The organism is Porphyromonas uenonis 60-3, from assembly GCF_000174775.1.
Lineage (GTDB): Bacteria > Bacteroidota > Bacteroidia > Bacteroidales > Porphyromonadaceae > Porphyromonas > Porphyromonas uenonis_A.
In genome coordinates this window covers 1-14,967 of record NZ_ACLR01000174.1, presented here as the reverse complement: position 1 = coordinate 14,967, position 14,967 = coordinate 1, and the positions used below count along the sequence as shown (strand labels likewise).

At 49.9% G+C, this 14,967-nt stretch carries 6 protein-coding genes; all 6 read right to left on the bottom strand.

Annotation, left to right across the window (positions count from 1 at the left end; all coding sequences use genetic code 11):
• Positions 1-3,494: InlB B-repeat-containing protein (locus PORUE0001_RS05970; RefSeq protein WP_007365542.1), on the bottom strand; the 3,494-nt coding region annotated here is incomplete at its 3' end.
• Positions 3,495-3,543: 49 nt separating this feature from the next.
• Entirely contained in the window at positions 3,544-6,474 is a 2,931-nt protein-coding gene (locus tag PORUE0001_RS05965) for a putative leucine Rich Repeat domain protein (RefSeq protein WP_007365539.1), read from the bottom strand.
• Between the two features lie 255 nt (positions 6,475-6,729).
• Positions 6,730-8,298, bottom strand: coding sequence for a T9SS type A sorting domain-containing protein (locus PORUE0001_RS05960; RefSeq protein ID WP_007365543.1), 1,569 nt, complete (start codon positions 8,296-8,298; stop codon positions 6,730-6,732).
• Between the two features lie 66 nt (positions 8,299-8,364).
• Positions 8,365-10,038, bottom strand: coding sequence for a DUF6850 family outer membrane beta-barrel protein (locus PORUE0001_RS05955; RefSeq protein WP_007365540.1), 1,674 nt, complete (start codon positions 10,036-10,038; stop codon positions 8,365-8,367).
• 6 nt (positions 10,039-10,044) lie between these two features.
• The gene (locus PORUE0001_RS05950; RefSeq protein WP_007365545.1) at positions 10,045-12,864 is read right to left on the bottom strand and encodes a TonB-dependent receptor; all 2,820 of its coding nucleotides are present in this window, start codon (positions 12,862-12,864) and stop codon (positions 10,045-10,047) included.
• Between the two features lie 101 nt (positions 12,865-12,965).
• Positions 12,966-14,189 carry a DUF4876 domain-containing protein gene (locus tag PORUE0001_RS05945; protein ID WP_039865723.1) on the bottom strand — a complete coding sequence of 408 codons (1,224 nt, stop codon included), beginning with the start codon at positions 14,187-14,189 and terminating at the stop codon, positions 12,966-12,968.
• Positions 14,190-14,967 lie beyond the last annotated feature (778 nt).

The window sequence follows — 14,967 nt, the reverse complement described above, 5'->3', positions numbered from 1 at the left end:
TCCTTGCTCTCGATAGCCTTAGCCTCGGTACCGACCGTTGCAACGATAGTACCACCCTCACCAGCGGTAAAGGTAACGGCATGCTTGACAACTAGCTTGTGGTACTTGACATCAATAACGGCGTTAGCTCGCAGTGTGAGGCTAGCCTTGAGGGTCTCAATATCAGCTACGGGGATTTCGTGTCCATTATTGGTCCAACCATCTAGAGCATAGCCTTCCTTGACAGTAGCTTGAAACTCTACGAAGGTACCCTCTTTAACCTTGGCTTTGGGCTCTACAGTTACCTTGCGACCACCATCGTAATAGTAGGCTTCGATAGTTCCCCACTCGTTGTCTGGCTTGTAGTCGACCTCATACATCTGCTCCTTTCTGAAGGTGACTTTGACTTCGGTCTTTGCCTTAATCTGCCAGAAGATAAAAGGTCTTCCTGTGAGCTGGTTCTGTACCTGACCATTGATAAACCACTGATCGACCTTGTAACCCTGCGCTGTGTTTGGCTTTGCCGTAAAGCGCATGGAGACATTCTCATTTACTTTTGAACCGCTAGGTATGACCTTGCGACCATTGTAATTAGCTCCGACGATATCTCCTCCCTCACCAGCAGAGTAGGTAACCTCGTAGGTGACGGGTAGCTTCTTGAAGGTGGCCTCGACCTTGAGGTCCTGGTCGCCTAGAGTGACGATGAGCTTATTGCCCTCAATCTTCGTATCGGCACCAGCGACGGCAGGCTTGCCATTGACCATCCAGTGGTCTAGTTCATAGCCCTCCTTAGGTGTAGCGGTAAAGGTGATGACTGCACCCTGCTCTACCTGATCCTTGCTCTGGATAGCCTTAGCCTCGGTACCAACCGTTGCAGCGATAGCACCACCCTCACCAGCGGTAAAGGTGACGGCATGCTGAGGCTTCTGAGGAGCCTTATAGACGGCCTTAACCTCTGTATCTTCGTTGATCACAAGCTCGCGTAGGCGGTTCGGACTGTATTTGTCGCAGGCCTTTTTCGTATTGTTTACGAGCCAATGCTCCAGCGTGTAGCCCTCAGTGAGTGTCACGACAAAAGTTACTTCGGTACCTGCAGGCACCTGATCGCCAGAGTTGATGTAGACATCCTTGTAGCCGTTGAGCCCTTCGTCCTTGAGGTAAGAGGCGGTCATCTTGCCACCCTCACTTACGGCATCAAAGGTTACGGTACATAGCTTTGCCTTGTTGCATACCACGGCGACAGTCATATCTTCCGTTGCCTTAACGGTCAGCATCTCGGGCTTGACAGTAGAAGTCTTGGTACCGTTGTATGTCCAGTGATCAATGGTGTAGCCCTCCTTAGGCGTAGCTAGGAAGGTGATCATATATCCCTCCTCTACCTTATCTCCAGGCTTGACATTGATACGTCCAGAGGCTTGCGTGTCATAATAAGCGACGAGCGTACCCCACTCATTCTCCTTGGTATAGTTGATTGTGCAGAGCTTAGCTGGCTTGTCCTCCTTAAAGGTTACATGTACCTTGAGAGTTTCACGAACAGAGCGAGTGAGTTCTGGCTTACCAGCGAAGAATTGTTGAGGCTGATCATTGACAGTCCACTGATCAACAAGATAGCCACTCTTTGGCTTTGCGGTGAATGTGACTCGGCTGTACTGAACGATGGCATCACCACTCGAGATGCTCTTATGAGCCGATCCCTCAGCTACAGTAGCTACGATAGTACCACCCTCACCAGCAGTGAAGACAACAGGGAAGGTGACGGGGATCTTCTTGAAGGAGACCTCCACCTTGAGAGGCTTATTGCCAAGGCGCTCCTGTATCTCCTTCTTGCCAGCATAGCGCGCGATGACCTCTCCATCTATACGCCACTGATCAACCTCATACCCCTTACTAGGAGTAGCGGTAAATATAATGTACGAGCCCTCATCGAGCTTAGATCCAGAGTCAAAGGCGGTGCCTTGTAGAGTACCTTGGATGGTACCACCAGTGCTAGCTGTGTACGTTACGGTCTGCTTGGGCTTAGTAGCAAAGGTGATACGGATCTTGCTATTCCCACTGATCTTGATGGTTTGGCTAGTTTTGCCCTTGGAGGCATCAATAGGCTGATCATTGAGATACCAGAGGTCTACGACATAGCCCGCCTTTGGCTCGACCTCAATGTCAACCTCGGAGTCCTTGGGTAGCTCCTTGCCACTCTGAAAGTCTACGTAGTTGTAAGTAGTACGATCATAGTATGTGGCACTCTTGATAGTACCACCCGCCTCTGCGGCATACTCGACCGTATAAAGCTGTATGTCCTTGAGGAAGGAAACCTCGACATTGAGTGGCTTGTCAGCTTTTTGGATGATGGTGTTCTTACCCTTGCCCTTTGCAAATGGCTCGCCATTGATCGTCCACTGATCTGTCTTGTAGCCCTTCATAGGTTTAGCGGTGAACCGTAGAGCGACACCGTCATCGACAGTGCTACCAGACTGTACCTCTGGACCAGTAGATAGGAAGCACTGGAGCGTACCTCCCTCACCAGCTGTGAGCGTAATCTTGTGCCCTGCTGGAGCGGTACTCTTGAAGACGGCTCCGATGGTGTCGTTGTCTTCTGCAGAAAGCTTGCAGGTGTGCTCGTCGACAATCATCAGAAAGCGACTCTTCTCCCCATTGAGGGTCCAATAGTCAAATTCGTAACCCGCTTTTGGGGTAGCAGTGAAGAAAGCCATCTTACCCATAGGGACTTTATCTCCCGAGTGGAAGGCTTTGTGATTGAAGTTGTCATCCTCGTAATAGGCAGTGATGGTGCCCTCGGGAGTGTCCTCTTGGAATGTAAAGACGACCCCCTCAAAGCTCTGTCCTGAAGACTCGAAGTCTACCTTGATCTCAGTATTGCCACGGACTACTACGGACACACTCTCCCTTCCCTTAGAGCCTTCTATTGCGACACCATCCTGGTACCACTGCCCTATGGTATAGCCTGAGTTTGGCACGGCTGTAGCCTTGAGTTGTGTGTTTTTAGGAACCCGATCGCCATCATCGATGTAGGTCGCATCCTCCTCTCCTGTAAATGGGTTACGCTCAAGATAGTATGCACTGAGCATGCCTCCATCAGGCGTAGAGGGTGTGAGTCTAACCGTACATTCATCTGTAGGTGTCTCAGGCTCCTTCATCACGATGACGACATCGATATCCTCTTCGGGCATCTCCATCTCCATTATCTTGGCACCTCCATAGGCCTCAGGCTCATGCTGGGCGAGCTCACCATTGACCGTCCAGTGGTCGATCTCATAGCCAGCCTCTACAGTTGCCGTAAAGGTGAGCTGTGTGCCAGCAGGGATCTTGCGCCCTGAGGTCACTACCACCTTGCCCTCAGAGGGTAAGTAGGTAACACATCTTAGGTCAGAGACACCCTTGGGCAGGGTGTAGCGGACGGCATAAGTCGCTCCACTAGACTGACCACTTGCCTTACTGCCCCACCCTCCCAAGAGGAGAAGCAGAGCAAAGACAATCGGGTAAAGTATTCGTTTTGTCATAGATTGTATTTGTTAAAATGTAAGTTATAACATAGTTGTCTATAGTCTCTCATCGTATCAATAGATAGCGCTGATCTCCATAAACTAGCAAAGCCTTATGAAGTGGCGTGTGTATCTCAAGGATTTGATTAGCAAGACCTCTATATATCAGTGTCCCCTCGGGTGAGAAGACAGAGAGGATAGTTGTACCATCTAGATGCTGTGGAGCAACGACCCATCCACTCTCTATAGGATACCAAGTCAAGGCATCCTCTGATGGAGTGGCACACTCTTGAAGAGCTGTGATGACGATGACACCACCTCCCTCCTTCCAGCCGTTGACAGTCCACTGCTTCTGCTCTGCCAGCTTGATCTGCTCTGGCGTCAGCTCGTTGTGCTCCTCTAGAGACGGCTGACCATCTCTGGTGACATAGGAGACGTTGAAGATTTTACCGCGAATCTTTGACGATGGCGCGATGTCGTTTAGTCCATCGATGAGTTGCTGCATAGCTTGACGCTTGATCTGATTTCTAAAGACCGAAAGCGTCTCCAGCTTGTGCAGGTGACTACAGTCCACGCTTGCGAATTGATTAGACGCTAGGTACAGTTCCTGCAGGTTATCACAACCTGTAAGGTCTATCGTAGAGAGCTTGTTCTCGCTCAGAGATAGGACCTTTAGTTGCTGCAGCCCTGACACAGCAACGCTCTGATAAGCGTTGGTGACTAGAAATAGCTTCTCCAGAGCCGTGTAGGGACGCAGGTCTATATCTCCAGAGAGCTTATTATTGGAGAGATCTAGATTTTTGAGTGTCTTGCCTTTAGGCAGTATAATCTCCGATAGGTCGTTGTCTCGAACCCATAGTAGCTCTATCGAGTGAGCCTCGGAGGCATCTACCTTAGAAACATGTGCTTGGTCATTGATCCGCAACTCTGTAATCTGCCGACCATAGAGTGTGAAGGTCTGCTTACTGACGACCCTAATCTGATGCTTACGTCCTGTGCTTGCGTCAATCTCTTCACCTGGGTCATAGCTATCGTTGCCATTGAGGTCAACCCAGCAATCCTCGCCTTTAGGGAAGAATGAGAGTAGCGTGGGATCCTCGGAGCTGACAGTTATGGCAATGCGCTCTGCATGCTCTCCGAGCTTTTGGTCAGGCTCCCCCTCATAGTTAGCTGTCTGACCATTGTAGACCGACCAACCTTTGGAGCGTGCGGAGGTGACCATACTCTTGGAGATGTGATTACCCTCATCTGGAGCAGTAGTATCGACTGCGTACAACTTACACTTAGTCTCTGAGGTCGCCTTGGTAGGTAGCTGTGAGACTAGCTCTCGCATTGCTATGAGATCTATCTTATTGACTTCAACATGTAGCTCTTGAAGCGACTTAAGGGCTAGCAGGTTAAAGGAGGTAAGTCTATTGTTGCTAAGCCAAAGCTCCTGCAGATCGTGATAGGCGGGAAGCTCTATTGAAGAGATTTGATTGAAAGCCAGTGTGAGCTTGTTCATTGGGGCTCGCGATGGTAGCAGGAGGCTTCTCAGATGGTTGTGACTTAGGTCTAGCTCTTTGAGCTGTTGCTGTGCAGATAGGTCAACAAACTCCAGCAGGTTATGACTAAGATCTAGAGACTCTATATGAGGAGCCTGAGCAAGATCGACACCCTTTAGCTGACCATTGGGGATACGCACCTCTGTTATGTCAGATCCGTAGATGGTTACGATGTTTCGCTCCGAGAGAGTGATGCGATTATGTCCCACCTGGAGACTCTCACCAGGGTCGCAGAGGTTGTTGCCATTGAGATCTATAAAGAGATTGCTCCCCTTCAAGTCAAGAGAGAGCTCTCCCCCACGTTGCTGCTGAGTCGTAATAATAAACCCTTCTTTGGTTGGGTCAATCTTTGGATCACTAGAGCCTGCGTAGAGCTGCTCTACACCACCGTGATAGTCATAGACATCCCATCCTAGACTATTCGCTAGAGAGACAACACTCTTAGAGCAGACATTTGCTTCTCGAGGCGTTATACCCTGCGTATTGATAGCTATGAGACGCTTCTCCTCTCTAGACTTATCATCTGCGGGGAGTGTAGATACGAGTTGCTTCATACGCTCTAGCGAGAAGTCGTTTTGGTAGATCCGAAGCTCCTTAAGACGTGTCTGATTGACATGTAGGGTAAGCTCGCGAAGCTCATTGCAAGAGAGATCTACGCTCTCTAGCAGAGCTCCTCGAGAGAGATCTATCGCAGTAAGCCCACAACGAGAAGCGTAGAGCCCAGTCACGGTAGCGAGAGCACGGATTGACAGCTCCTTTAGGTTCGGATTGTTGGATACACTAACGACCTTGAGATTGGAACAAGCCATCGGGATATTTAGCTCCGTCAGTTCATTGTCATCTAGATGAATGGAGGAAAGCGATATGGCTCCCTTGAGTATCGGGTTCTGGAGAGCGCATCGATCAGCTTCGAGCCACGATAGTCTATTACAGTCTGAGAGGAGGAGGCTGTGAAGCTTAGGACTATCCGAGGCGTATAGATGGGTGAGCGAATAGCAAGCTGTCGCATTGATCACTTCTAGCATCGTCTCTCTCAGATTGACCTCAGCAATGCTTGGACAAGACTGGAGACTAAGCTCACCAACGATGGGGTTTCCCCTGAGGTTTAGCTTAGTGAGAGAGTGAGCTGCGGTCAGATCAATGGCTTTGATTTGATCTGGGGTCTCACTGTTTTGTAGTATCAGCTCTGTTATCGTCTTGCCATAGATTGTCAAGGGGAAATGGTTGTTTTGCAATGCTTTGACCATCTTCTTACCTGACTGGACAGCTTCGCCAGAGTCAAGGGTTCTATTGCCGTTTAAATCAATCCACAGTTGCTCACCAGAGATATAGCCAGTGAGTTCGCTATACTGTCCCGTAGGAGTTATAGTTATGGACTCTGCAGTACTTTGAGCTGTGGCGCAGGTTGCTATGCCAAGAGAGGCAAGGAAGAATAAATGCTTGAGGATATTCATAAAAGGAATTAGATATGATAAGTCAAGGAGAGGAGGATTCCGTAGGAGCGTGCCTGCTCCCCGATTAGCTCTGGATGGCTAAATATACCCGAGGAAGTAGTCGGCCTACCCTCGTAGAGAGGTCGTCTTGGGGTTAGTCGGTTAGGAGCGTAGAAGGGTACCACTGCCCCATCCTCCCAAGAGGAGAAGCAGAGCAAAGACAATCGGGTAAAGTATTCGTTTTGTCATAGATTATATTTGATTTAAAATTCAACTTCAGATGATGAGCTTACAGCTACTACTACCTATCCGCAATATGTACACACCTTTAGATAGAGGTATGTAGCTATCGGTGTGGGTGAGTGTAGTCTGTAAGAGCTGTGTACCATCTAGCGTGTAGATGGTGAGTGTCTTGGAGGGCAACTCCTCTCCTCTGATCCATACGCCAGCTCCCTCGACATAGCATCGGTAGTGTTCTGTCTGAAGTGGAGCTTCGCATGCTCTGTGATTACCCTCGTAGGGTATCCATGTGTGAGAGGAAGCATCCCACTGGGAGGGTTGCCATCTCTTAGCCTTAGCCTCAGCGACTTGCTTGGGGCGCATTTGATTCGTCTCAGGTCTTACCGAGTCATCATAGATACCTAGTATAGCTGGACTCTCCGCCTCAGGGATCATCAGTAGCCCGTCTACGATCTGCTGCACGAGCACCTCTGATAGATGCCCCTGACTACAGATGAAGGAGCGCAGTCTCGGCATAATCCTAAAGCACATCTCCTCTACTTGATTGCCCGCAAAGCTTAGACGGGTAGCAATAGGTAGCTGATCCAGAAAGAGAGCTGATATCTTACAGCTGTCAGCTATGATCTCTTCGATAGCACCTCGCACTGTGATGGCGGGCTTATCTAGTATATACTGGATGCGCTCTCCATTGCGCCACTCCCCCTTAACCCCTCGCATAAGGAGCTCCGTTCCCTCCTTGACTCGTACGGTGAAGGATATAGGCTCTCCGAGCTCTATCTCTGGATAAAAGGTCGTAAAGGAGAGATCTGAGCGATCTATGGGGAGACTCTTGTCATAGGACTGGTAGATGTCACTACTTGTACGACACTTGACGGTCCAGCCCTTAGCTTGTAGCTGGTCGATATGCTCCTGGGTGATAGTGTTCTGCTCATAAGGATCCACCTTACTTAAGACCACGATGGAGCCTCGCTGTGCATTGGGTGTCAGATTGGGCAGATGAGCGATGAGGCTGTCTATCCCTTCGGCCATAAACCTATTGGAGTAGATGAAGAGCTGGTTGAGGAAGGGACAATCAGCAAAGTCTAACGTGGAGATCATATTGCCACTACAATTGAGCGTGGAGAGCTGTGGGCAGTTACTTAGATCTAGCTGCTTGAGATAGTTATTGTCCACAAAGACCTGCTGTAGCTGCTCATTTAGCGTGAGGTCTAACTCCTTAATAAGATTGTTAGCACACTGGAGCTGCGCTAGATAGTCGCAGTAGTATAGGTTCAGCTTGCGTATCTTATTGTCATTGATCGCGAGCCACTCCAGCGACAAGGCGCGAGACAAATCTATGTCTGTAATGCCACACCCATTGGCGTTGAAGTCAGTGATCGGTCCTGTGAAAGTAATCTCTTGAGACAAAACCTCATAAGAGACATCCTCGGCTGGGTCGTAGATACCCTTTAGTCCCTCGATGGAGATATCTCCATTGGCAATGATATTGAGGGTAATGGTTTCGCCTATCTTCTTGTCTGTCGTAATCTTGATGGCTTCGCGCTGCTGAGCAAAGCTTGTCAGCGGTAGAAGGAGTATGACGAAGTAGAGTATATACTTGTGCATAGCTTATAGTTGGTTTATTGGATTAGTAATCGCTCTTCGTAGGTGTGACGAGCAGAAGCAAAGGAATTAGATATGGTAAGTCAAGGAGAGGAGCAATCCGTAGGAGCGAGCCTGCTCCCCGATTAGCTCTGGATGGCTAAATATACCCGAGGAAGTAGTCGGCCTACCCTCGTAGAGAGGTCGTCTTGGGGTTAGTCGATTAGGAGCGTAGAAGGCATCCACGCTTATTGTCATCGCTTGGCTACGAGGAAGTGGGATAGTTAGCTGACTGTGCCATCTAAGCTCTAGACCAGACTTGAGCTTACTCAGTAGAGGTAGGTAAGCCAGCTGGTAGTCGAGCTGATCCTTGTAGCCACGCTCCACGACATAGGTCGATGAGAGCGGTAAACGATACGCCACGGAGAGAGCCGTGTAGAGACGATCGCTGTACCGATAGTCACAACCCGCCCAGGGTCTCACGACACTATAGTCTATGTGATTAGAACTTCCCTTGTAAAGCTCCTGATGATAGTGATAGCCCCCACCGAGGGAGAGAGCTAGCTGATGCCTAGAGGAGAGAGGGATCTGGTAGCGTCCTCTGAGCTGAGCGTCGTAATCTGCCTGCTGATAGGTCTGTCGCTGACCGATCTGACGTAGATCTGTGATCGTGAGATGCTCTTGGTCTGGCTGATGGGTCGCATAGATATACTCGGTGCCTAGACGATGTAGTATGCTACTCTCTAGAGCCAAAGTACATCTCCCCCACCCTGCACTACTGAGCAGTCTCACACTATTATTAAGGAGTCCGAATAGCCCGGCAGCGGATGACTCTTCCGTCCGCATCTTGTAGAGTTGGTCAGAGAGTAAGAGCGTATAGTGAGGAGCTCCGAGCTCACGCTGTCTACTCCTTAATAATAGGTCTACCGCCACACCACCCATATAGTGCATACGAGAGGTGCCAAAGAAGATTTTAGTATTCTGCACATCCACCATCCCAAAGCCGTACGTTAGCGGGAACTTGTCCTGCTGTGAGGGTCTCCAGAGCCATAAGTTCATATACTTACGATGATAGAGCGCATGTAGCGTAGCCGATAGATCTAGCGAGCTAAAGTGATGCTTGTAGCCTAGGGTCGCTTGGAGAGTGCCAGTCGTATTGTAGACACGAGGGTCTTCGTACTTATAGGCTATCTCCCCAGCGAAGTGTAGCCCAGCGCCCAGCTCTGAGGCACCTCGTCTGAGCGCATAGAGAGCGCCTGCGATATAATGCTCGTAGCGATAGGCACCGCCAGAAGTGTCAGCGACAAGGTATGGTAGGTAGTACTCAGGCTGTCGTATGGCTGAGTAACCTATCGCGCCCTGATAGCCTAAGCCTACGGAGACATAGCCACTGAGACGACCTCGATGCTTGAAGTTTGCCACACCCATCGCCAGTAGCTCTCCAGCCGTCTCCGTAGCTCCCTCGTAAGGAGCTCTGACCCCGTCCTGAGAGAGGTAGTTACTCCGTAGTCCCACGAGAGCATAGGTCGTGTCTTGCGGTATCTCCATTGGGATTGTGTAGCGTACCTTAGCAAGCTTATCCTCAACTCGTGGTGTGATCTCCTCATAGTACCTTTGGAGCGCAGAGCTATAGACCTCTCCCTGCCCTATGATAAAGGGGGAAGCGGGCATCTGCGCCTTTGCTGCTACATAGCCGAGCATTAGTAAGCAAAGGGCGAAGCTACGGATAGATAGAGAGGAGTGGGTAAAGGCGTGTAGATACATAGTGTGCTAAAACTTTACGGAGGTCTCTAGTCCAAAGTAAGGTACGACCCACTCACGAGCTGTCGTTTTGTCTTTCTGCAGATACTTTGGAGAGATATCTATAATGTTGTCGATAAAGAATGAGAGCCGGATGTGCTCGCCTAGTTGCTTCGTACCCTTGAAGCTCATACGCACAGATATCGGCTTTATATTCGCCCGATAGTAGAGTTCGTCGAGAGATCTATTGAGGTAGCGCATCGGAGAGGAGAGGTCATTCATCTGTGCGATCTCCTTCTCACCGACAGGTAGCTTACGGCCATTCAGATCCATCAGCTCATAGGGGTAAGGGCTCTGCTCACGCCCGTAGTAAGACTTACTAAACCATATCACCTGAAAGAAGTTGGTTAGTATCACCCCCCACTCGGGGATGTGCGTTGTAGCCCATAGATTGGTATTGACACGGTGATAGTGGCGATGATCACCCTTGCCGTAGATACCTACGTAAGGGTACTTAACGTCGAACTCGATAATCTCCGGACGGTACATAACGGGTATAGCAGAGGCGTATAGCGTGTGGTAGTAAGCTCCATTGAGCTCAAACTGCGTACGGATAGCCTTAAAGTAAGGAGTCCGCAGACGGTACTCGACACCACGCTTCACCGTGCGCTCAGAGTTTTGCACCGTTGAGAGCGAGGTAAAGTCTTGGTAAAGGTCCTCGTAGAAGTCCTCCTTGACAGGTCTCTTACCCGCTGGGAGCGAGCCTCCGATAGGACGGCGATAGGTAGGATAAGTGATAGGATAATAGGCTGGAGCATAGGCGTACCCGCTATTCATATCCTCCTGAAAGAGCGTCACAGCGAGCGTATAGCGCTGATAAGAGAGATCTATGCCGATCTCTTTCTTCTCATTGCTCATAGCCCTTAGATTAGGGTTGGAGGGGTCGTGCTTGATCGCGTAAGTCATCAAGTGATCTCTCTTAGGATCGCTGTAGTAGGCATTAAGAGCGGAGAAGTATCGGTAGACGTTGTCTGGATATAGATAGTCTAGCGTGGGTAGCTTGTGAGCCACACCATATCCTAGGCGCACAGCCGTGGCAAAGCCCGAGGGTGCTGTATAGGTCCACGAGAGCTTGATGCGTGGGTCGAGTAGTATCTCGTGCGCTAGACGATAGTTGTGCGGTAGATTGAGCATCTGCGTGGCACGTAGTCCCACGTTGCCATCTATGCGGTGACTACCTAATGAGACGAAGAGCCGATCCTCTAGGAAGGCTGCTATATTCGAGAGCGCTGGGATAGCATAGTTAGGGCGAACCCATATAAAGGTATTGTCACCAGGATATGGAGGGCGGGACGGATCTATGACGGCACCTCGCCCCCAGTTCTTAGCAATGGAGTAGTCGACACCATATAGTAGTGTCTGCTGTAGAGGAGCCAGCCAAGCCATAGGACTCTCAGCCGATAGCGTGGTCTGAAGTGCTAAGGGCTGATTGTCCATCTTGTAGTAAGCATAGTAAGAGGTGGGGAGGAACTCGCCCTCTTGCAGTCCCATCTCCCTACTGATAGGCATGACAGCAGGACCTCTCCCAGATAGATAGAGATACTTACGACTGAGGAGATCGTAGGTATAGTCCACCGTCGATCTCCACGACAAAGTCCTAAGCCACGAGAGCTGAGGCGACCAGCGAGCATTAGCCACCAGTGTCGTGCGGTAGTACTCTGTATTGTATCGCTCATCTTGCTGCTCTACCAGCTCGTCCGTGCGGCTGTTTTGTATAGAGGCGGTCTGGTGTAGCGTAGCGGTCACGTCTAGCACACCTCCACCTCCAGTATCACCGAGGTCTCTATGATAGGCATAGGAGAGCTGCGCTGTAGCTCTTGTATAGCGCTCTAGGCGCTCTCTAGGATCACTTCGGTAGTCTACCACATCGCCGCCAATGTGTAGACTGTTGTAGCCCGTAGAGCCGAGAGCTATACCCTTGCCTATATAAGCTAACTTGAAGAGCGGGTCTACCTTAGCACGCCCCTCCCAGGGCGTCACACCACGCTTAGGGTGTAGCTTGATCGCTCCACTACTTAGATTACCCTCGGAGGCGGAGCTAATACCTTGCTCTACCTCGACACGGTCGTAGTGATTGGTCGAGAGCGTACGCAGATCTATCCCCGAGTTGAGCGAGCTACGCTTCGTGACCGCCTTATCTGGCAGGTAGGTCGAGAAGCGACTCATACCAGTCAGCCCCTGCATCTGCACACGAGAGGCATCGTTGGTAATAGGAGCCCCATCTATCATGATTGAGGTGCCGAGGGAGCTGTTATCGTCCTGTCCTACCTGACGATTGGTCACCCCCTTGAAGTCTCCTATGCCAGGCGTCGTAGTCACAGCGCCTGGGAGCAGGAGCAAGATATCTTTTATTGAGACTGGCTGTATGTTTTGCATCGCCTCCTGACCGATGACCACCTCGCTCTTGTCCTTACGGTAGGCACCCAGCACCTCCACCTCAGGTAGCTCTATACTCAGCCTACGTAGGGGGATGTCAACCTGCTCTAGTCCCTGGACCGAGAGCGTGCGGCTATATGGTGCGAAGCCGACACAGCGCACTATCAGTGTGTAGGTACCCCCCTGTCGGAGAGGCAGGGTAAAGCGACCATCAGCATCACAGACTACACCCTGATTGGTCTCGCTGATCCCTACTGTAGCCCACCCGATAGGAGCGTGGTCCTTAGCATTGCGTACACGTCCTGTGATGCCGATTGCTGGCGGAGGAGTCGTGTACGACATGGCAAAGCTAAGCTCAGGTAGGAGCAAGAGCCAAAGCGTGATAAGCGTCAATAGCGTATGTCTGTGTAGCATAGCCATAGTGTGTATGCGGTCAGTGAGGTAAGGTAGGGGGACGTATCTATGCACGCCCCCCTACGGTAGATAATTACGATATGGTAGACTTAGGTAGTCTCTTACTTCTTAGGATAAGCCTTTTGTCCCTGTACACGCTCATAGTCGTTGGTTGAGTCGTTAGTATCGATCCAATGAGTGCGACCATTACGCATCTCGGTCTTGCGGTGTGCTAGTTGCTGACGGTGGCAACCCGTCACGTAGAAGTTTCCCTTGTCTACTGTAATCGGTAGCGCACGCGTCTTGAACTGTCCTTCGCAACCTGTCTCCACACCATCTAGGATAAGGTCTACAGGGATGGTGTAGTAGTTCTCCGTTTCGCCCTTTTTATTAGTCACCTGCATGACATGATCCTTAAGGAATGCACTCAGATCGCCCTCCACCTTAAAGAGGAGTGGTGGCAAAAAGCCTCTAGGATGTGCGATACCCGTACTAGAGAAGCAGTCTACGACGATATTCATATTAGGCACATCAGGATTGTCCGTGTCTGTAATCTTGATTGTCTTGCCATCTCCAGCAGGGAGCTCTACATCTGGGTATAGGAACTCAAAGTCAGCTCCTGATAGGTCTACAGAGTTTGGCTTATCCTCAGTATGATGATTGATAGCCGTCGCAGCAACAATCTTGAACTCTCCAGGCTTGATCGGATACTCCTTACCACTCCCGGGGAACTGATAGATACCCCTCACGGGTAGCTCCTCTTTGTCTGCTAGATACTTAGTCCAGGGAGTCTCTGGCATTGGGTTAGCCTGAGCTGTCACAGCGTAGCAGACACCATCGAGGTACTCAGTCTTCTCCCCATTGTTGACTATCATAAAGTACTGATCTGGGTGCATCATACGACCATTGGTCTCGCCATTGAAGAAGATGTCACCGAAGATGAGCTGAGACTTTTCAGACGTAGGAGCCTCACCTATCTGGACTGGTATGGAGAGAGTCATAGCATCGCTGATGACGACGTTTTCCTTACCCCCCACGAGCGTGCGGTGATCCACAGTCTCACCCGATACGGCAAAGCTATAGGTACCCTTATCAAGAGTTAGCTCTACGGTACGGCTCTTCTTGTCGACCTCCGTCTCGCTCTTCTTGAGCGTGCGGCTGTCGGTGACGGTGAGCATGAGCTTGGCGAGCTCGACCTCCTTGTCTAGCCCCAACTGTACAGTCACTTTGCACTGTGTACCTTTATTGGGATCTGGGTTATTCGGATCTTCCTTACAGCCACCCAGTATGAGGGCGGAAAGTGCGATCAGCACTAGTGTGACTGATGTAACCTTAGTTATTCTCATTGTCTTAGGATTGATTTATTTGATGCTTTATAAACTTCTAGATTCAGCGAGCATGTGCTCAAGTTAAGTCATCCCCCGCCGAAATTCTTTGCAAAGTTAGAGAGCCTACAGACGCTCTACAACCCTATCTTTAGGTATTTTATGGACTCTGGGATAGCAAAGTAGATGGAGTGAGCCACGCACTGTATAGGGGGGGGGACAGCCAACGGTAAATTTAGACCCAATTGTAAGGGAATTACGAGGGTATTGATTCGGCTCCTTCGATGACCAATTATTTTCATGCCCATGAAAATCCAGTTTCATACGGAGGAAACTCTAGTTTCATGCGGAAGAAACTCCAGTTTCATGCCCATGAAAATCCAGTTTCCTCGGTAGGAAATCGAAAATCCCTACCGAGGAACGGACAAATTCTTCGGAACTTCGAAATCTTTCTTCCGAAGTTTCATTTCATTCTTCCGAACTTTTATATCCAGCCTCCGTGGGGAATGTTCGTTTTCCAGCGATTTATTTGCAGATTCCTCCGTGAGAATTGATATTCATGACCATAAAGTGCCAGTTTTGGTCGCCCCCGATCCTTACTTTGAGAAAGATTTTTCGCTTTTGTAAGGTTGAAGCGTTGTAATTATTGGAGCAAATTATTACCTTTGCGACTGTAAGAGCGTACACCCACGCAGATGCTCACTACTAGTACGCTCTACAGACCAAGCTAAAACATAGACTACAATATAGATGGACTCCAAGATTAAGGAACTCACCGATAAGATCTACCATGAAGGGG

What these genes read in the sequence shown, in the direction of transcription:
- PORUE0001_RS05955 (WP_007365540.1), bottom strand. Translation starts at nt 10,038, where the DNA reads ATGTATCTACACGCCTTTACCCACTCCTCTCTATCTATCCGTAGCTTC.
- PORUE0001_RS05950 (WP_007365545.1), bottom strand. Translation starts at nt 12,864, where the DNA reads ATGCTACACAGACATACGCTATTGACGCTTATCACGCTTTGGCTCTTG.
- PORUE0001_RS05965 (WP_007365539.1), bottom strand. Translation starts at nt 6,474, where the DNA reads ATGAATATCCTCAAGCATTTATTCTTCCTTGCCTCTCTTGGCATAGCA.
- PORUE0001_RS05945 (WP_039865723.1), bottom strand. Translation starts at nt 14,189, where the DNA reads ATGAGAATAACTAAGGTTACATCAGTCACACTAGTGCTGATCGCACTT.
- PORUE0001_RS05960 (WP_007365543.1), bottom strand. Translation starts at nt 8,298, where the DNA reads ATGCACAAGTATATACTCTACTTCGTCATACTCCTTCTACCGCTGACA.